The organism is Thalassospira sp. (assembly GCF_040218635.1).
In the GTDB taxonomy this organism is placed as follows: domain Bacteria; phylum Pseudomonadota; class Alphaproteobacteria; order Rhodospirillales; family Thalassospiraceae; genus Thalassospira.
In genome coordinates this window covers 1-18,924 of record NZ_JAVJRB010000012.1, presented here as the reverse complement: position 1 = coordinate 18,924, position 18,924 = coordinate 1, and the positions used below count along the sequence as shown (strand labels likewise).

16 protein-coding genes and 1 tRNA gene are annotated in these 18,924 nt (G+C 46.2%); 4 read left to right on the top strand and 13 right to left on the bottom strand.

The genetic code is table 11. The annotated features are described in order from the left end of the window. Nucleotides 1-5 precede the first annotated feature (5 nt). The 7 genes from RIC05_RS13955 to RIC05_RS13925 form a co-directional block, all read right to left on the bottom strand. Complete coding sequence (locus tag RIC05_RS13955; RefSeq protein ID WP_350045352.1) at nucleotides 6-1,163, bottom strand: SDR family oxidoreductase; 1,158 nt, start codon at nucleotides 1,161-1,163, stop codon at nucleotides 6-8. Between the two features lie 2 nt (nucleotides 1,164-1,165). Continuing rightward, nucleotides 1,166-1,405, bottom strand: a complete 240-nt coding sequence (locus RIC05_RS13950; protein WP_350045351.1) for an acyl carrier protein — start codon at nucleotides 1,403-1,405, stop codon at nucleotides 1,166-1,168. A gap of 103 nt (nucleotides 1,406-1,508) precedes the next feature. After that, nucleotides 1,509-3,644 (bottom strand): glycosyltransferase family 39 protein, encoded by a 2,136-nt coding sequence (locus tag RIC05_RS13945; RefSeq protein WP_350046127.1) that lies wholly within the window; start codon nucleotides 3,642-3,644, stop codon nucleotides 1,509-1,511. 10 nt (nucleotides 3,645-3,654) lie between these two features. Beyond that, nucleotides 3,655-5,466 (bottom strand): HAD-IIIC family phosphatase, encoded by a 1,812-nt coding sequence (locus RIC05_RS13940; RefSeq protein WP_350045350.1) that lies wholly within the window; start codon nucleotides 5,464-5,466, stop codon nucleotides 3,655-3,657. Nucleotides 5,467-5,612: 146 nt separating this feature from the next. Continuing rightward, nucleotides 5,613-6,836 carry a glycosyltransferase gene (locus tag RIC05_RS13935; RefSeq protein ID WP_350045349.1) on the bottom strand — a complete coding sequence of 408 codons (1,224 nt, stop codon included), beginning with the start codon at nucleotides 6,834-6,836 and terminating at the stop codon, nucleotides 5,613-5,615. A 22-nt stretch (nucleotides 6,837-6,858) separates the two neighbouring features. Next, on the bottom strand, nucleotides 6,859-7,965 hold the full coding sequence (locus tag RIC05_RS13930) for a glycosyltransferase (protein ID WP_350045348.1): 1,107 nt from the start codon (nucleotides 7,963-7,965) through the stop codon (nucleotides 6,859-6,861). After that, the gene (locus RIC05_RS13925) at nucleotides 7,962-9,065 is read right to left on the bottom strand and encodes a glycosyltransferase family 4 protein (protein ID WP_350045347.1); all 1,104 of its coding nucleotides are present in this window, start codon (nucleotides 9,063-9,065) and stop codon (nucleotides 7,962-7,964) included. The genes RIC05_RS13930 and RIC05_RS13925 overlap by 4 nt, the downstream gene beginning before the upstream one ends. Before the next feature lie 188 nt (nucleotides 9,066-9,253). Between RIC05_RS13925 and RIC05_RS13920 the strand changes: the two genes are divergently transcribed. From RIC05_RS13920 to wecB, 4 genes are read left to right on the top strand one after another with little or no spacing between them, the layout of a single operon-like run. Beyond that, entirely contained in the window at nucleotides 9,254-9,637 is a 384-nt protein-coding gene (locus tag RIC05_RS13920) for an EamA family transporter (protein ID WP_502989553.1), read from the top strand. Beyond that, complete coding sequence (locus tag RIC05_RS13915) at nucleotides 9,634-10,542, top strand: glycosyltransferase family 2 protein (protein WP_350045345.1); 909 nt, start codon at nucleotides 9,634-9,636, stop codon at nucleotides 10,540-10,542. Before RIC05_RS13920 ends, RIC05_RS13915 begins: the two co-directional genes overlap by 4 nt. Before the next feature lie 33 nt (nucleotides 10,543-10,575). Further along, nucleotides 10,576-11,784 (top strand): glycosyltransferase, encoded by a 1,209-nt coding sequence (locus RIC05_RS13910; protein WP_350045344.1) that lies wholly within the window; start codon nucleotides 10,576-10,578, stop codon nucleotides 11,782-11,784. Continuing rightward, complete coding sequence (gene wecB, locus RIC05_RS13905) at nucleotides 11,774-12,961, top strand: non-hydrolyzing UDP-N-acetylglucosamine 2-epimerase (protein WP_350045343.1); 1,188 nt, start codon at nucleotides 11,774-11,776, stop codon at nucleotides 12,959-12,961. The genes RIC05_RS13910 and wecB overlap by 11 nt, the downstream gene beginning before the upstream one ends. Nucleotides 12,962-12,964: 3 nt before the next feature. Here the strand turns inward: wecB and RIC05_RS13900 are convergent, their stop codons facing one another. From RIC05_RS13900 to RIC05_RS13875, 6 genes are all read right to left on the bottom strand, one after another. Continuing rightward, nucleotides 12,965-14,431, bottom strand: a complete 1,467-nt coding sequence (locus RIC05_RS13900) for a lipopolysaccharide biosynthesis protein (RefSeq protein WP_350045342.1) — start codon at nucleotides 14,429-14,431, stop codon at nucleotides 12,965-12,967. A gap of 2 nt (nucleotides 14,432-14,433) precedes the next feature. Then, nucleotides 14,434-15,183, bottom strand: coding sequence for a class I SAM-dependent methyltransferase (locus RIC05_RS13895; RefSeq protein ID WP_350059762.1), 750 nt, complete (start codon nucleotides 15,181-15,183; stop codon nucleotides 14,434-14,436). Between the two features lie 5 nt (nucleotides 15,184-15,188). Further along, nucleotides 15,189-16,250, bottom strand: a complete 1,062-nt coding sequence (locus RIC05_RS13890; protein ID WP_350045340.1) for a GNAT family N-acetyltransferase — start codon at nucleotides 16,248-16,250, stop codon at nucleotides 15,189-15,191. Then, nucleotides 16,232-17,503 (bottom strand): glycosyltransferase family protein, encoded by a 1,272-nt coding sequence (locus tag RIC05_RS13885; protein ID WP_350045339.1) that lies wholly within the window; start codon nucleotides 17,501-17,503, stop codon nucleotides 16,232-16,234. The genes RIC05_RS13890 and RIC05_RS13885 overlap by 19 nt, the downstream gene beginning before the upstream one ends. Then, nucleotides 17,500-18,396: a polysaccharide deacetylase family protein gene (locus RIC05_RS13880; RefSeq protein ID WP_350045338.1), complete on the bottom strand. Its 897-nt coding sequence runs from the start codon at nucleotides 18,394-18,396 to the stop codon at nucleotides 17,500-17,502. Before RIC05_RS13880 ends, RIC05_RS13885 begins: the two co-directional genes overlap by 4 nt. A gap of 387 nt (nucleotides 18,397-18,783) precedes the next feature. Beyond that, a tRNA-Met gene (locus tag RIC05_RS13875) sits at nucleotides 18,784-18,860 on the bottom strand. Between the last annotated feature and the right edge of the window lie 64 nt (nucleotides 18,861-18,924).

Genomic DNA, 18,924 nt, shown 5'->3' with positions numbered 1-18,924 from the left:
TGCTCTTAAATCCCGCCCGTCAGAAAAATGTTTTGTCCATTTACAAATGATGCCCCATCGGAAGCCAAATACCTTACGGCGTCGGCCACATCTCCAGGTTGAGCAAGTCGGCGTACAGGATTTTTGCGTGCTTCAACCTCCTTTGCCCGATGCGGAACACCTCTCGTCAAATCTGTAACAATCATTGATGGTGAAACCATGTTCGACGTGATTCCCTTCGGCCCCAGCTCAACGGCAAGGCTGCGAACATATCCCCACAACGCATGTTTTGCCATAAGATAGGGAGACCAACCGACTGGCGGCAAACTATCCAGTGCAGAAGTTCCCATGAAAATCAACCTCCCGTGCCCAGCCTCCACCATACTGGGTATTACAAGCCTAACTAATTCCATTGCGGCTTTACAGGTTACCTGCCAGTGCAAGTCGTACAAATCTTGACTGCTGCATCCACCTTCATCAATCCGAACAGTTCCAATATCAGCAGAAGCCGCATGGACAAACAAATTACATGGCCCTAAAGCGATAAGGTCTTCTGTTCCTTGGCCCGGGATGGTTAAATCAGCATGGACTAAATGGCATTTCCTGCCAAACGACTGAACAGATGTCGCAACCTTTTTCGCTACTTCCCTATTACTGCGAAAGATTACTGCAACATCGTAGCCGTCTTCGGCTAATGCTGCAGCGATCATTGCACCTATCCCCCTAGAGCCTCCAGTAAGAATCGCCAGACCTTTTTTGTCCATTTTTTTTTCTCTCGTGCGTGCCAGATTGTGCCCCTGCTTAACTCGGGCTTGTCCTTGCATCACCTTGGTTCCGTCATGGTTTACAGCACAGACTGCCAGCGTTAAAAGTGAAGCCCCTTTTGAATATTCTGTGATTTCCAGCGTCACAGAAATCCGATCACCTACATAGACAGGCTGCAGCCATTCTACATTTTGACTTAGCCAAACAGCTCCTGGGCCAGGTATCTCCATACCAATCATACGAGATATAATAGCTACCAAAATTGCCCCATGGGCTACCGGTTTTGGGTGACCATATTCACGCGCGACAATTGCATCAACGTGAATTGGGTTCAAGTCACCAGAAAACTCGGCAAACTTTGCTACCAAAGCATGGTCAATATCGATACCCGTAGTAAAGCGTTGCCCCAGCTCATACATAGTCACGCACCTAAACGTTCCTGAACAATGTCGCGGACCAACGCATATGAAAGCATGTCTGCAATGTCATCCGGGACCAAAGCAATTGAAAACTCAGCTTCCAGCGCAGACACCAAATTTAATTGCTGCAAAGAGTCCCAACTTTCAATTGTGTCCGGACTTGAATTCTCTACAATATCAGACACTTCCACTTCTAAGATATCCGCCATTACCTGTTTAAGTCTATTTTCAAAATCATGCATGCCGTTTCTTTCTTTTTGTCTTCAGAACCAACCCAAACAGGGGAGGAAGCCACTTGTATTCGGAATGTTTTTTTTAAAGGGAAGAGCGGACGCGTTCAAGGCCTTAGCGCAATTCGTTGGCTTCAGCTCTACCGCGAGGTAAGCCGCTTATTGCTTGGGCAAAAACCATGCCTGTCTGTTCGACCTCGCGAATTTCTACGATCATATCCCAGATATCATCTTCAATAGGTTGCCGCGGCGCCCGCATCCCATCCAGCACCAACCCAACCTTTTCTGATAGTCCCCAGACATAGCCGCTCGCACCTTCAGGTAAGAAATAGCTTCGATAAACGGTTGGCTGGCTTGGGTCCGATGCCCAAAGCGGAAAACCTTGTATTTCGCGAGCATACCACTTCACCGGCAGATGGTGATTAGTTAATGCCAATCTCACCCTAGCATATTCGCCTGCACGAAATGATCTAAGTTCTGTGCTTGAGGACAAGACTGAAAAACGTTCAAGATCAGCCTGTATCGAAGCTGTATTGACGTCACTTGTAATCCGAGCATTAATAGTGCTGTAAAGTAAATACTTACCAATACTAACATGATAAATTGATGACAATATCATTATTATCCCGCAAACAGTAATTACATGCCTTCCGGGCATTCGAAAAACTTCAGGACCAGTCAATGTTTTGTTCACTAGAGGAGATAAGCCAACAAACAATGATGCAAATATTATAGGCAAAACAGGATAATGAATCCGTTCCTCAGTGAAACCTGCAAATAAAACCACCATCATATTTGCAAATACAGCGAGGAAAAAAAAACCTGCTAAAGACCATGAAACAAAAAAACCAACTAATAAAAAACTTACAGCAAATGCACCTAGTAACAATATCTTAACACCATTACTGAGAAGCCATTCCACACCACTTTCCCGCCAATCTGTTGCCACCGGGCCTCCTTCCGCCCAAACACCGTCAGGTAGCAATCCCCAGAAGGCAACACTACGCCAAAAGGCTCCTTGAAAAAAGTACCCTAAATCCTCTTTAATACGTTGTTTTATGTAATTTCTTTGAACCAGGCTCTTTTCTTCGTAGCCCGTATCCGAACCTATCATCTTCTTCCATTCTGGATCCACCAAGTCTCGCCGGATACCATGGAACCCATCAGGGTGTAAGCCAAGGGCCATGTGAATGCCCGTCTGTGCCCCTGTCGGAGAAAGACGATCATCAACCCAATAGTTACGTAAAGTCCACGGAGTTAAAACTACGATGAACACGAGACCAGCCAACAGGCACCCACGGATTTGCGCCGCTTTAGATGGCAATTTTCTCCCCAATAGCGGCGCCAACAAAATGAGAAAATCATAGAACGCTCCCTGATTTCGAATGGAAAAAGCCAGACCTGCCGCCCCCCCCAGCAGAACGAAGCTAGCTTGCCCTGGTCTATTGATAACTTTAGCTACGGCAAACATTGTCAAAGCAATGGCTGGAACATACCAGCTTGTAATTTGCTGAATTTGCGACTCATAGCGCAAATAATCCTGACTCGCCGCTAGCATTGCGACCCCTAGCACCGGTAATACTTTTCCGGTGATTTCATGCAAAGCAGCCGCCAACAGCAGAATGGTTAGTGGGGCCAACAGAACATTCATCATCTGTTGAACAAAGAACTGATGCCCAAAAACCTTGTATAACAGCGCCGTTCCAAACTGATAAACAGGCAAATAATAATCATACCCGAAAGGCGCATCTCCACGTGCAATCGTGTGTGAAATTCGATCCCAGAAGATGGCATCTCCCCAACCCGGTACGTTCCAAGCTGCTATAACCGGTTGAAGGGCTGCCAAAAATCCGAACAAGGCGCAGATAGCCAATAGTAACCTTGGAATCCTATAGACCATTTTCACCGGGTCAAGACCCGATAAGCGGTGAAAAATTGCTAACCCGCATGCTCCTGAAATTACAACAAGACAACAACCTACAAGCCCGAGAAGGCCAAAAGAGCTAAAAGCCTCGTAAACAGCATCGTTATTAGATGGTGAACCACGTGTCAGCGCCAACACTGAAAGTACAGCAAGGATCAGAGCCCCCGCAAATGAACTAAATATACTCCGGCCCATCACCGCATCAGTTTTTGGCACGATCGTTTCTATATTTGACAAGACACGGCCAGCAGCAAACATAAAAATGGACGCAACACCAAAAGCATATATCTCGTTAAGAACATCTAGTATCCAAGCTGCGCCTTCCATGTTCACAAGCCTACTCCAAATCAAACCATGCTGGTGTCTCCAGCGGAGTTTTGTTTAAGTTCCTTATCCATAAACGTTTTTCATCATCCAGAGCATCAAACGCTCTGCTCGGGTAGAAGTCAGCGACCTGAGAATTTTTTTTCCCTTGTATAAATTCACCAATCAGAATCAAGTTACAGCCTTTCTTAAGCCGCTTTTCAATATAACTGGCGAGACTGGCGAGCAGCAAGTCCTCTACGCCGCGTCCCAACACCCTACAACTCAAAAGCAATGTATCAATGCGCCACTGGCATTCCTTGCTTTGCGTATCACTGTCATCAACAGGAACCCCGATCGCCAAACCAACAATGCCACTATCCCCAAATTTGTCTTCAAGTCTAAGGGTCAAAGCTATCGCACCAGCATCCAGCAGCGAACACAGCTCTGCCTCACTGTGCCTGTGCAAGGTCAGATTGAATTGATTTGTCTTGTGTATCAATTGAACCGCTCGAGCTAAACTACTAGGACTAACTGGCTCAATTTGGGACTTCATTCCTAGACTGTACAAAAAATCTTCGAGAGATTTTGCTTCCGATCGGGCCACCTTACGCTGGCGTTCTTCGCCATATTGATTTGCCCTGTGCTTATCTTCTTGCGTCAAACGCAAGATATCAAAAGCCTCAAAGGCCTCGACCGTCGCAATATATGCCAGTGGAGAACTAGGTAATTGAACTACCGTTACCTGAGGTAAGTTTTCCCGAACCCAACCACACTCCACCGGGCTGTCATCGACAAAAACCATTGAATCGACACCAATATTTAACTCTTCCGCCAACTCCGTAATGTTACTAGCCTTATCATTCCAATTTGCTCTTATGGCACCAAAGTGCTCCAATTTGAGCAGGCAATCTTCATGATCGGAAAAGACCGTCTCGACATCTTCTTTATTGTTTTTTGAACACAGAGCAAGAATTACACCCTTTTCGCGTAATCTTAGAATGTAACGCTGAAAGTTTTGGAAAGCATTGCCGGGCCATGCCCCCCCCAATCTGATTCCCCCTAAACCATCTTCACCAATTACACCTCCCCAAAGAGTATTGTCAGCATCCAACACTAGGCATTTTTTCGGCAATGTTCTCAACGCTGAAACGTGTCGTGCGAGAGCATTAGAAAGGGCAATTTTTGCGGTCGTCGAATGAGGTATTCTGCCAAGATAATACATCTTCTCGTCAGACCATTCCTGCAAACCTGTAGTCTTGATTACAGCATCGCTGTCAAATAGATAACAATCCGAGACAGTTCCACAAATCGTCGCTAACTGCCTGTTTGCTTGCGCGACCATTAGCTCCGGTCCTGAGTGACAATCCATGACATCACTGATATGCCACAGTGATGGTGTCGAAATGGATTGACTAGACACTAGGATTTGAGCATCGCTGAAATGCCGAATATTTTCAACCCAGAGTCGGATTCTATCAACGTTAGCATTCAACAGGTCATCCTGAACTTGCCCGGTCCCATCTGCAGCCATCTCTTCTGGCCGCGTCAAAATCACCACTACATCCGGGTCTTCGCGGTACAACAAGGAAGCCGGGTCAAGAATCAGCTCTTCAAATTGGCCAAAGGGCATGACAGACAATGTTGCAAGCAGCCCCCGGCGCGCTAATTCGACACGCAAAAACGGTCTAAGGCCGTCCGCCGTGTAGCTAGACAGTATGGCAATTCGTAGAGGCATTAGTTCGCCTGACAAATCCTCTAAGCGTTTGTCAAGACGTGCATAGCGTGCTGGATTATTGTTTAGGGATCGATAGTCTTTTGTATAAGGAAAATCCATAAGGATCATAGAAATTGTGTCCCATAGTTTCGAGCAAGGTAGGTGTGCTGGTAATTACCCTAACAAGGTAAGAAGCCGCTCCTCGGCAACCAAAGGTGATAAATTGATGGAGCACCCTAACTACCGGCCAAAACTTTTCCAATATTTCTCTTTATTCACTTTGCCTTGAACCGAGTCAATTCATTAGAAACATGATGCTTAAACCCTTCCAATCTATGCAAATCTTCCCTGCGCCAGATTGCTGTATAAAAAGCATCATATTGATCGATACACGCCTGCAAGGAATACTTCCTTTGAGCTCTGCTCCTAGCCATCTCACCAATTGACCTTCTCAAACTGGAATCATCCATTAATTTACCCAGCTCTTCGGACAGCTCTATTGGATTTTTCGGCGGCACCAATATCCCAGCTGAACCATAGCCAAGAGCTTCCGCATTACCACCTACATTACTCGCCACACATGGAAGGCCTGCCAACATCCCCTCTAGCAATGCGTTGGAAAACCCTTCCTCGTGAGAAGGCAAAACCAGTATGTCCGATTCCTCCAGAAGCTCGCCGATGAGTTCCACAGGTCCAGCAAAACATATCCGATCCACTAATCCCGTATCTGTTGCGAGCCTTCTTAAGAAATCTCCATGCCCATCATCCCGCCCAGCCAAAACCAGCTTCCAATCCCGATCCTTAAGTCGTTCAAGAGCATTGAATAGATCAACATGCCCCTTGTATGGAATCAGATTGGCAACCTGACAGATCAATAAACTATCGGGAACGGCCCCTACTTTCGCACGCCAATTACTTGAATTCTGCCCTGAATCCGCAGCACTTCTTGCAACACCGTTGTATATCACTCCAACCTTTCCTGGATTGACGTGCTCCGCGACCACTAAATCCCTCAGAACGGCCTGCGAGTTGGCCAAGATCGCATCCATGCGCCCATGTAACTTTCGCTCAATTGCTCCCACCCAAGGTTTTTGGTCCATATATTTATTAAGACTTCGACGACTCATCACGCGTATCAACCCCGGGATCAACAAGGAAACTGGGGCTCCTATCAAGTAACTTGCCGGCAAAAAGAAATGGATGATGTCAGGTCGATGCTTTGCCAAATGCCTGATCAAACGAGCCACGGCAGAAGCTAGCTTAACAATACGCCCCCCCGGCACCTTCCTTGACTGCCATTTTGGGTGACCGACATCAACATAAACTCCGCTCGCCCTCATAGCGTCAGCAAGAACCCCCTCCCCAAAGAGCAGGAAGACGGATACTTCATATCCCAAAGCAACAAGGGCTGGCATAACTTGTAGTAGATGAGTCTCACATCCACCGCGTTCCAAGCTGCCGACCACAATTGTAATTTTCGGCTTTCTAAACTTGCTCACGAATTTTCCTGAAGATCCTGTTTCATTCCTCTACCTTAGGGCCAACCGCAATCAACTGATCCCAGATTTCCATGACATGTTCATCGGAAAATACAGCAACTTCCGCGCAACCTGCCTGTCCTATCTCTTGCGCCAAACCAGATCGACTAGCGAGCGACTTCATAGCTTCAGCAAGTGCTGCGACATCATTTGCAGGCACTACTAAACCTGTTTTTCTGTCTGTAACTACCCCCTTCAGTCCTGTCTGACTGTCCGTAACAATCACCGGACAGGCACAGCTCATCGCCTCTAGCACAGTGTTTGGCAACCCTTCGTAACGAGAGGCCTGCACCATCATTTGAGCAGTTCGATAATAAGCAAAAGGATCTTTAAATCCATGCATGAAGACACAATCCTCAAGTCCAAAATCGCAAATCAGGCGCTGTAAATGCGAGTATTCTGGCCCCTCCCCCAAAATCACCAAATTCCATTCTGCGTTTGCAGTCAAAAACTCTGCAAAGGCTTCAAGTAAAACATCATAGGCTTTTTGTTTGTTCAAACGCCCAACAGCGAGAACAAATGGACGGTCCGAAACATATTTTATTCTAGAGTTATCACGACGAATAGGATTCGGGACCCAAACAAGCTTGCTTGCTGGAACCCAGCCACTCATAGATTCCAGCGCACCTCTAGAATTTGCCGTCACTTTCCAGGCAAAGCGAGTAACAAGCCATCTCATCACATTCCACGATTTGCCCAAACTCTGTCGGCCCGGATCATTACGTTCACAGGCAATCACTCTTTTTCCAGACATGAATAGGGCCAAAATGGTCAAGACCAAAGTTGTTCCGACAAAGGGGAAAACGGTATGATGTTCAAGTAAATTTACGGCTCGACGCAATCTCCAAAGACGTCGAAGATTGAAAAAACCAGCCTGAAACGCATTACTGCTTCTCATGGCACCCTGCCCATCAAGGATAACTCGTGTAATTTCTTTGGGCAATTCAACCTTGTCTTCTTCCTGTCCCTGAAAGGTAATCAGTGCAACTTCAACCCCTCTAGCCGACCAATGGCGGATCAAGTGAGCAATTACCTGCTGAGCCCCTCCACCGCCCATACTTTCGACAACAAAGGTCACGCCTTGTTTCATAATACCAGCATCTCTTGGTAAATCGAGAACATATGCCTCGCATGACTGACTGAGCTATAAGCACACCGAGCGTGTTTAGCTGCCATTTCACAGCGAGCAAGGTTTACTTTAGAATACCGCAATCGATCTAGCATAGCCTTCGCCATGGCATCGCTGTCACCGGCATCCACTAAATCTCCCCACCGACCATTTCCTAGGGCTTCTACATGCCCGCCAGAATTTGAAGCAACTACTGGTATCCCAGCCTGCATCGCCTCAAGCAAAGAACGTCCGTGGCCCTCATCTATAGCTGGTGCGATCAACCCATCCGCACCCGCAAGCCACCGCAATACGTGCTCACTATACCCAGTAAAGAACACTCGGTCCCCGATCCCCAATCTGAATGCCTGAGCCTCTAGTGTGCTTGTCAGTTCAGTTTTTCTGCCCGCTAAAACAAAATTTGTTCGAGGACGCTCGTCCACAATTCTGGCTGCGGCCTCAATGAAAACATGCGGCTGTTTCTGTTCTTGATGGGTACCAACAAACATAACGACAGGATCGTCATTTCTTGTGATTTCCCGCAACGAAGTTCGTCCCTCTCCCTTATCGAAGTCAGGAAAATCGACTGGATTGGAAACAATACAAGTCTTTGCCTTCAGAGCAGGCGGAACTGTTTCATAAACAAAATCAGATATAGTTACGATTCTTTCAGCAAAACCAAACAATCTGTCGCTAATTCGTGATGGAACCCATTTCGTGCGGCGATGAGCCAATCTTGGCAATCCTGCCAGTGCCGCAGCAGGCATCCAAGAATGGATCATTCGACCGTCATTTGCATGAACCAGATCAAAATTGCGGCTACGCAACCACATGGCCAACTGCGGCGCTGAAAAAGTCAATTGCTGGAGGGCTCTCAGTCCACCAGTTGCACCAACAAACGGAAGATCCACAACTTCGTAAGGCAAGCCCAATCGATCACAATATGATGTCAATGGACCTTCCTCATGTATGACCAACCGTGCTTCAACCTTATCGGTCGGCAAAGCTTGGATGAGAGAAAGAGCGGATATATGGGATCCACCTACAGAGTCTCCCACGAAAGGAAAAGCGATCTTCCACATAACTGCCGTCATTCCTTCCCTTAGCTCTCGAATACGTTTAGATACGAGCGCTTAACCTCACCAATCAGAAAACAGCTATCTATCCCACGTTAAGGTAATACCTTTCCAGTCAATATATATCAACGGCATTGCCCTTTCACTTGAGAAAATGCTAAAGTCCTGAAGGACTTGCATAATCCAACCTCAGCATGACAATTCAGAAATTTGGACCCGGAAAAATGAAATCAGTTATGTTTTTGACCGTTTTTTTGGTCTTCACAATTGGTGGCAATATTTTTCTGAAACGAGGGGCCGACGAAATTGATTTGGCTTGGAAGAAGGAAGTTCTGTCGCATGTTGTGACCTCTCCAAATGTCATTTTGGGTGTGATGTCATATGGATTGGCCGCAGTTTTTTGGTTCATCTCTCTTTCCTTAACGCCGTTGAACATTGCAATTAGCGTAAGTGCCTGTGCATATGTACTGGTCGTTTTAGTCGCATTTTTGCTATTCCATGAGCCGATCCCGCCTGTTCGGTGGATTGGTATTGGGATGATAGCTTCAGGATTGATCATTATTGGACGCAGCGTATGAAGCATGATCAGTACAAGGTCTCGGTAGTAATTCCCGCACTTAATGAAGAACAGACGATTGCAGGTATTGTATCTCGAATTTTAACTGTGAACCCAGATTATGAGGTTGTTGTTGTTGACGACGGCTCCAACGACAAAACTGCCAACAACGCCGCAGCGGCGGGAGCTATGGTCATACGTCATGCCTATAATCTGGGAAATGGAGCATCCGTTACGTCAGGAAGTCTTCATGCCAGCGGGGATGTCATCGTTATGATCGATGCAGATGGACAACATCCACCGGAGAACATACCCGAGCTGGTCAGTTATCTTGATGAGTACGATATGGCGGTTGGAGCGCGAACGACACAATCAAAAACCTCTAAGTTTCGCAATTTAGGGAACTATGTCCTGAACCATTTGGGAAGTTGGATTGCTCAACATCAAATCGACGATCTAACAAGTGGATTTCGAGCAATTAAGAAAGAGGTTTTACTGGAATATATTCATCTATTCCCGGCTCGTTACAGCTATCCGACAACGATTACAATGGCTCTGATCCTTGGGCGACATTTCGTTAAGTATGTTCCTATCAGAAACATCCAAGCGCGCAAGCACGGAAATAGTGGCATCAGCCCAATGAGCGACTTTTTTAGATTTGTGAACATCATGATGCGCATTCTAATTATGTTTAGCCCTCAGCGCTTTTTCTTTCCGCTGGCACTTGTGACATTCTTGGTTGGGATTTCTATTGGTGTTTACCAAATAAAACAACATAGTGGGGTTTTTGGTTCGAGCGTTTTGTTATCTATTTCAGGGATAATTTTCTTTTGCTTCGGCCTAGTTTCGGAACAGCTGGCTATACTACGTCGCCAAAAAAACGAAACTACTCCCTTACGCAAGCAGGTCACTCATGCTGAAAAGTAAAGCCAAGCGCTCAAATCAATCGCTCAACCTACCATGACGGCGAAGCTATTGGTCGTTATACTTGCAACTCGGATATCTGAATGGGTTACCAAAGGGGAAGTTACTCCGGGTTACTTTAATCCAGACAAACGCTTTGACCATATTGTTATAATTGGACTCGTTCCTGATAATCCGTCGCAGGCAGACCTTGTCAAATTGGCTGGAATGGAAAAGGTCGAGTATATAAATGCAAAATTAATTACCCCGCTGTCGATTCTCATAACTTGTGGTTTCCACTCGCTGTTAGTCCGGAGATTGATGAAAGCATGCATTCCACCGGACATCGCCAGTAAAAGACCTTTGGCCGTACGAGCTTATGGGGATGGTCTTGCTGGTAAATGTGCTGTAATTCTGGGGCGCATCTTAGATTGTCGTTCTGTTGCCAGCATCCATACAACATGCACAATTGACCCTGCTCGCCGTAACAAAGGTCTAAAAGCCCGACTAATGGATCTATTTGAGGGCCGTGCACGTATTTATGCCCAACAGCATCTAGACTATCTTATACCGGTCTACAGCCCCGCGTTAGCAGCAATAAGTGCATCCTATATGCACAAAACTTTTGTCATCCCCAATGTAGTGGCGATCAACAAGCGTCACAAAAAAAAACACTTCGATGATAAAAGCCCTGTCAAAATCATAACCTTTGGACGACAAATTCCAGGTAAAAATGCATTCCCTATACTCTTAGCCCTTGCGAAAGAACAGAATTGGCATTTAACGATCATTGGAGACGGCCCTGAAGTCGTTCTGGTCCTAGCGTTTGCAGCGAAGAATGGACTGCTCAATCAAATTTTGCATATCCCCCAGATGCCTAATGAGCACTTGCTGAGTAGACTAGATCAGTACAACATTTACATGGGTTGGACGGCTTACGCTGAAATCCCTAAAACTTTAATCGAAGCAGGTCTTTCTGGTTTACCTATTGTGCAGAATCCTCTGCCAATCGCCACTCCCCCAGAACTAACCCCAGTACCAATAATATGGACAACATCAAGTCGTTCATATGGGGAGATATTACGTGATCTTACGAATGAGCCAGAAAGAATGAAAATTTTAGGCGACCAGACACGATCTGCCTTGCTTGAACATTTTGATCCAAACAAGGCTGGAGTAGCGATGGCCGATTTGCTAGAAACTGGAAAACAAAACTTCTATCCATCTGCTAGCCCACTCACAAAGGATACTAAATATGGGCCCTAGCCGCCAACCTTTCGTTCACAACTCTAACGACGGATCTTGCTTTGACGCACACATATCCCCCTCGATAGCAGTAATCGCTGGAACGCGTCCAGAATTTATCAAGCTGGCTCCTGTAATCCAAGAAATCCGTCAACTCCTTGGCGACAATTTCGTTCGAGTTTATTCCACAGGACAGCATCGAAGCCTATTGCAGCAAGCAGCAAATGCACTGCATGTCCGAGTGGATTATGATTTTGACTTAATGACTCACGCTCAAAGCGCGTCCGAAATACAGCGAAGAGTTGTATCAGCTTCCGATCATGCTTTTAAGGAGCACCGCCCAGAGCTTGTCATTGTTCAAGGGGACACAGTTTCAGCTTTTGGTGGAGCGATGGCCGCCTACTTAAACATGATTCCTATTGTCCATGTTGAAGCAGGATTACGAACCCATAACCCCCATAATCCCTGGCCCGAAGAGGGCTTACGTCAGATGATTGCCCGGATAGCAACCTGGCATTTGGCCCCAACACCGTTGTCCCGCACTAATCTGTTGGAAGAGGGTATTTCCAGCGACCGCATTCACATTGTAGGCAATCCCGGTATTGATAGTCTTGTAAACACGCTCAAGCAAAACAGCACCGAACTACCGCACATCCCTGGCCTTGATACAACAAAGCCTTGGGTAATTGTGACGATGCATCGTCGAGAATCGTTACACGGGGCCCTAGATCTTTTTTGTCAATCCCTTAAGTCAGCAATGGCTGTGTATCCCAACTTGCAAGTTGTATGGCCGTTGCACCCCAATCCTGCAGTTAAGTCTACTGTCGTCAGACATATGGGGCATCGCGGCCAGTCACCTATACTATTTTGTGATCCATTACCATTCCACCAACTTGCTCCTCTTGTTTCCAGAGCTCGCCTAGTTATCACCGACTCAGGTGGCCTTCAAGAAGAAGCCCCTTATTCTGGCGTACCCGTTATCATCATTAGGGACTGTACAGAGCGCCAAGAAGTTCTTGATCTTGGACTGGGATTGCTCGCTGGAGCGGATGGTCGGGGGTTACTTTCATCCTTTGAACATTTCCTCAACACCCCTGTCGACAAGAAGTCAGTCAGGGTTTGGCAGAACATGCAGGGTAATGGACGATCATCAAAAATAATTGCATGTCACGTAAAGTCTTTCATCTCTTCGGAATAAGTATTAAATGGAGTCATCATATTCCTGTCGAATAAATTTCCACCACGCCAACAAGAAGACAGAGTAAATTACAACAAATGCACTAGCGCGAAAAGTAACTGACTCGACTGAATCCGAAGTATCTACAGCAATTAGGAGTGCGCAGGCAGAAGAAACGGTCACAGCAAGCAATAAGAAGAAAGTCTCTCCTTTAGCCAGAGGCCAATCTTGAAAACCTAACTGCCAAGCCATCCACCCAAAGCTTGCAGAAGCAACCAAACGAGCAAATAGCAAAACAGCGGCAATTCCCTCAACTCCCCAAAGTGGAGCAACGAGAATTCCAAAACCAGGCCCCAAAAGACTTACGAGCAAAGCAACTACCATCAATCTTTTGCCACCCGTTCTTAGAACCAAAAAATATTCCCATGCAGTAGTTAATTGATTAAACAACAAAGCCAAGGCCATCAAAAGAGCAAGTCTTGTCACTCCTGATACCTTCATGTCCAGCATCAAAGAAAGCAAAGGTTCCGCAACAACTACAACCAGCCCGCCCACGGCCAAAGCCAAACACAGGTAATCAAGGTTGTACCTTTTTGCGGTCTGAATCAAAAGATCAGTTCCACTGGATTTTTCTGCTGAAACCATTGCAGGAAATAGCAACCACCAGAAAGGAGCACCACATGCGATCAGTAATGATAGCAACAGCAAAATAGCAGAATATAGCGCGACAGCTTCTGCACCCAAGAAATAGCCTACCAAAAGCCTATCCCCCATATTGCTAGCCCATTCAGCAAGACCCGCAATCATAAATGGAATACCCGATATTACTAAACGTCGCCAATTCGCTGGCAATCGCTGCTCTGCTAACTTGACACGATATACAACCACGAGGCCGTATCCCACCGTAGCAATACGCGCCAGCAGCAAGGCACCAACGGCAGTATGTATGGATACACTGCCTGACAAAGAGAGAAGAGCGAGGCATCCAAAATGTACTACTGCCGTTATTAACTGCAGTCTGACCGACAAAGGAACATTTTGTTGTGCCCGCAAGAATTCCTGAATTACCGCATCCACTGCCGACACCCAAGATAACAAAACAATGAGGCCCAACCACAATGAAGTGACCAAGAAGTCAGGAAAGGATAGAAACGCCAGAATCGACGGCCCACAAAATAATAAGGCAGCAGCTACAAACAAGCATAATGCAGTTATAATTCCGATTGAAAGAGATAACAAAGGCACCGCATGCACACTATTCCTTTCACCAGCCAAACTACGAATCAAGGAAAAACCGAGCCCCGCAGACACAAGCGGCACAAAAGCAAAAGACAGACTGATTGTTTGGCTATACCCACCCCATGCAATCGCCCCCATGGACCACGAGAGCAGCGGAACCAGCATGAATGCCGTACCACGCGCAAGTCCCTCGACCAGAAAGCGTTGGCCAAGATCACTAGCCAAAACTTTTTTGATAAGAGACGTTCTCATCCTTACCCCATAGCTCTTTTCAGAACAATATAACGACGGTTTGCGAACATTGGGAATAAACGGGTACAAAGACCATCCAAATCAGGATGATCTCCTTCTTTATGTATCCATTTCCGCAATGGCGTATGCTGCTCCAAAAAGGGGATATAGAGCATCTGGCTTAACATACCTGTTGCAACATTTTCAACGATGTCACAATTCATTGAATTTGCTAGGTTGGTAACCTGTTGCATCGACAAAGGGTAAATACCAGAAAAACCCTGCTTACGGTAAAACCGTCTCCAATACAGCCAGCCTATATTGAACCTCATCGCTACATCCAAAATGACGTACCCTCCCGGACGGGCGATACGAACCAGTTCCCTTATCGCTTGGGTTTGGTCTGACATAAGAAGCAATGTGGAAAAACAACAACACAGATCGAACGAACTATCGGAAATAGGCAATTCCTGCCCTCGACAAACGATCGCGTGAGGACGGTTTGAAGCTGGTAACTTCTTCCATCCGGGCAATTTTTGCATTTGTCTTAACATCCCCTCGCTCAGGTCGAGGCTATAAACCTTTCGCCCATTCTCTGCGAGCTTGATTGCATGGCGGCCGCTCGCACCACCGATATCCGCAACGAGATTGCCACTTTGACTGTATTTCTGTAGCAAATGCCATTTGAGCCATTGAGAATACTCCTCACCAATCTCCGTTTCATATCTTGCTGCTCGAGCATCAAAATGAGCAGCGTCGTTTCGCTCACTCATCATAACTAACAGCCTTTGCGTAAATGACGAATGACATTGAAAATTGACTCAATAACTGGGCGGGTGTTCATTGTTCCGCGAAAGTAAGGATACAGCGTTCCGCCAAAAGATTTTTTGAAATCATTAAGTCCTTTAAGTTTACCAGACTGTGCTCCGGGAAATGCCTCTCCACATTCCAACCAAACCACCCCTTCACGTTTCAACGCAAGAATTGCATGCCACATACCAAAATCATTGGCACATAGTTGTAGAGCTTGATCTTCACAGGCAGTAGTCCAGTACAAAGCAGTGTCCTGCCACCGAAGAAAATTCTGTATGGCAATAACTTTTGATTTGCACCGGATGATCCCTGTTCTAGCTAAACCGTCCGCGGAAATCCGACCAAATATTTGCAGGAAGTATCCTTCTGGATGGGATGGGATTTTATTTCGCTTGCAAGTTTGCTCATGCAGAGCCACGTAGGTCTCTAGCAATTTTGGCGACGGTTTTATCCATTCATGGGACAACTCTTGCCGACGGCCCTTATTGATTTGCTTTCGGCTCCGATGTTCAAGGTTTCGCCACAAGTCATCTTCACTTTTATCGTCAAGTTGCAGAATCCAAGTTTGGCTAGAACTGTCACTTACAGGAAGATGACATAGCGGATTCACAGTAGCCTTTTGGGCGAGCAACTGTGATCGAGAAAGGGGGGGACAAGATATGTCCAACCGACGACTACCAAAATTCTTCGCCGTATCTTTAAAATGAGCAAGAATTGTGCGCCACGTTTTTCCAACTGTTTTTGCAGGTAAATTTGGGTCAATTGCCGGTCCCCCGGTACTTTCCAAGTACCCACCTGTCAAAGTAGAAAATTTATGCGGTAGCACCAGCACAAGCGGTACAATCGCCAAAATTTTATCACCACGTGTCTTGTCGAGAACTAAAAAACCAAGATCCGTTGTATTCCGCCATTGTGCCCTAGCAACCTGCAGTACTGGATCATGCCACGCCCAACATGTGTCCCAATCGCATGCAGCTTGACGAACTTTTTCCAGTTCCCACTCACTGATCAAACAGATGTCGAACATATGCGATCCTGTATCAGAGCTTCAATCTGCTTCGCCATCATCTTAGCAACATTACCACTTTCGAAAACATGCGTATCAATCATTGACTTTTTTTTGCCTTCATCAGGGAAGTCAATCAATCTTTGGAACGTGTCTGCGATCTCTGCGGGGTCGAAGTTTTTAATGACTGTACCCCCTGCAGCTTCTGTTAACGTAGCAACGGTGCCCTCACTGCAAATAGCAACTAAAGCCGACCCACTACCGATGTAATCAACAAGCTTTGACGGCAAATAAAAGCTTACCCCGTCTTGCGGAGCGTCAATGGTAACGAGGAAGTCAGCTTCACCCATCAAGCGCAACGCTTCAGTATGGGGTACAATACCCATGTAGAACACCTCTACCTTGTCGCTAGAAGCAGATGAACGCTGTCCATTATACCCTTTATACGCCTCATGTGGACTTCCATAGATCTCAAAAGATACTCTTTTCCCCTTCGGAACTTTTATGTGATCTAATGCTTTGAGCAAAACCTCCGGATGACGGGCCCCATAGAATGAGCCAAAGAGGCGAAACATGATAACATCATCAACCGGAACTTCTTCTGTACCATCAAACCTAGCTAAATGTTCATCAAAAGCATATAGGGCTGGATCGAAACTGTGCGGAAGCGTTATGGACTTACTTATAAGTCGAAACAACGCATTCGTCATAAAGTCACGCAAGCCATCAGTAGGAAAAACTAACCTGTCTGCCGCCTCAAGAACTTTTCTCTCTTGCCTTGTACTCCAAGATGAAAATAAAGGGATCGTCTTCTGATGGTCTGCACCGCTCCAAGGATCTGAAAAGCACGCAATCCAGGGTAAATCAGGAAATTCTTTTTTTAGGTCTAACCCTACAAGATGGGCTGAGTGATATTGAGACCTTGTTATTAGTACATCATAATTGTTCGCACAGATCATCTCTCTTGCTCTGCGTTTCACAACACAATGCATCAGAACCCACCGGTCCGGGCGTAACGGCAGCCTTGATAGTCCCGTCATCCATCTAACCAATTGCGGTTGGGCAATTTCTTCAAGATGGTTTAGATGTTCCTTAGCATAGCGCCCTGCCTCAAAATCACTGTATCCCGCGACAGCAAGAGCTTCCAAAGAAATAACGTCGACACTAATGTTTTTCTGTCTAGACAGGTGATGGAGCAATTTTGCTGTAACAAACGCCTCCGGTGACGCTGTTGGCGGAAAACAGTAACCTATGACCAGTAATTTCCGCGTCACGCTCTTTTTACCTCAACCAAAGATCTTTCCGTCAACCCAACTGTCACTGCTTGATAATCTGGTTGGGCCCAAGATGCAAAAGAGACCAATAAATCAATTACCTGAGTTTCTCCTACAATGTCGGCAGGATCAAAATAGATATTCAGTAGAAGAGGAGTTTCGCATTCAAACAAATCAAGATATTGCTGCAAAGCCTGAACAAGCTGTTCGACCCCTAATGCATCAGGCGCAGAAACAAACCCCCATGAATCAATCAGTTGAGCTGGTTTGGCTAAGCACCCTGAAAGAGGGGTCTCAATCAACCCATTCGTCGGTTCATACTGGCTGCCATGATGCGCCGCAAAACGTGGGGTAACTGAACTCGAATAGGTATAGCCTAATTTACTCAACCAATCGTATAGTAGTTTCAATTGTTTCGGCTGGCAAAACTCTCCGAAATGAGGTGTTCGAAAAATGGTTGGAACTTCACCTGTCAGTTCCATAATATTTTCATGACCTTTTCGAATATCCTCCCTCCAGGCATTCTCCGACAACCCCTTGTAGCTTAAAGTCGAATACACTCTCCCTGTATCTGGATCCACTGCAGCGTGACGACGGAAACCGTGATTAATAAACCTTCCACCAAGGCGAGGCAACTGTTGGTAAATACTCCAATGGTCCCTCAATAGCTCACCTGGAACCGCATAAAGGGCCGGGATTCCGGCTTTGAAGAAAATAGTTTGCAAAGAAAGCGCTGCCTTAGCATCCCGATCAGTGTCGCAATCAAAGGAAAGAACGACAGCCGGTCGCTGCAGATCGTTTTCTTCCGCCCATCTTGCTAAGCGAGATTTATAGAGGGGAGGATTAATTCTCAAAGCTGACCGTAAAATTAGACCGGTTAGTTTATCGATCATGAAAGACTCTTTCTTCCACTGCTCTGCTAGACAGGATGTCAAACAGGAAAAGGTACCCGATAAGCTAGCAATTCTATTTTGCAAATAAAACACGAAGATATATTTATACCCATATCACTTAACTGGTTTCTGTATTCAAGGCAACCCGACGGTCAATGCTTATTTCGTAATGAACACTCCCGCCTTTTTAATTATTCCTACCTGAAGTATTCCTATGCGACGTAGCCATCCTGAGTTTTTCCCTCTGTAGGATTTAGCTAGAGGCTTCCCCTCCTCTGAACCTGCACAAAGCATTGCTTTACTTGGTTTGAACATAAGTTTCAAGTCCACCTGCCCCACCTACCAGACATTAAAAAAGCCCGCCACTGGGGCGAGCTTTTTTAATGTTGGTTGCGGGGGTAGGATTTGAACCTACGACCTTCAGGTTATGAGCCTGACGAGCTACCGGGCTGCTCCACCCCGCGTCAGTGGGTGTGTCTGTTTGGTGCTTTTATGCTTTAAACAGACAACGCCGCGTCAATGAAGAAG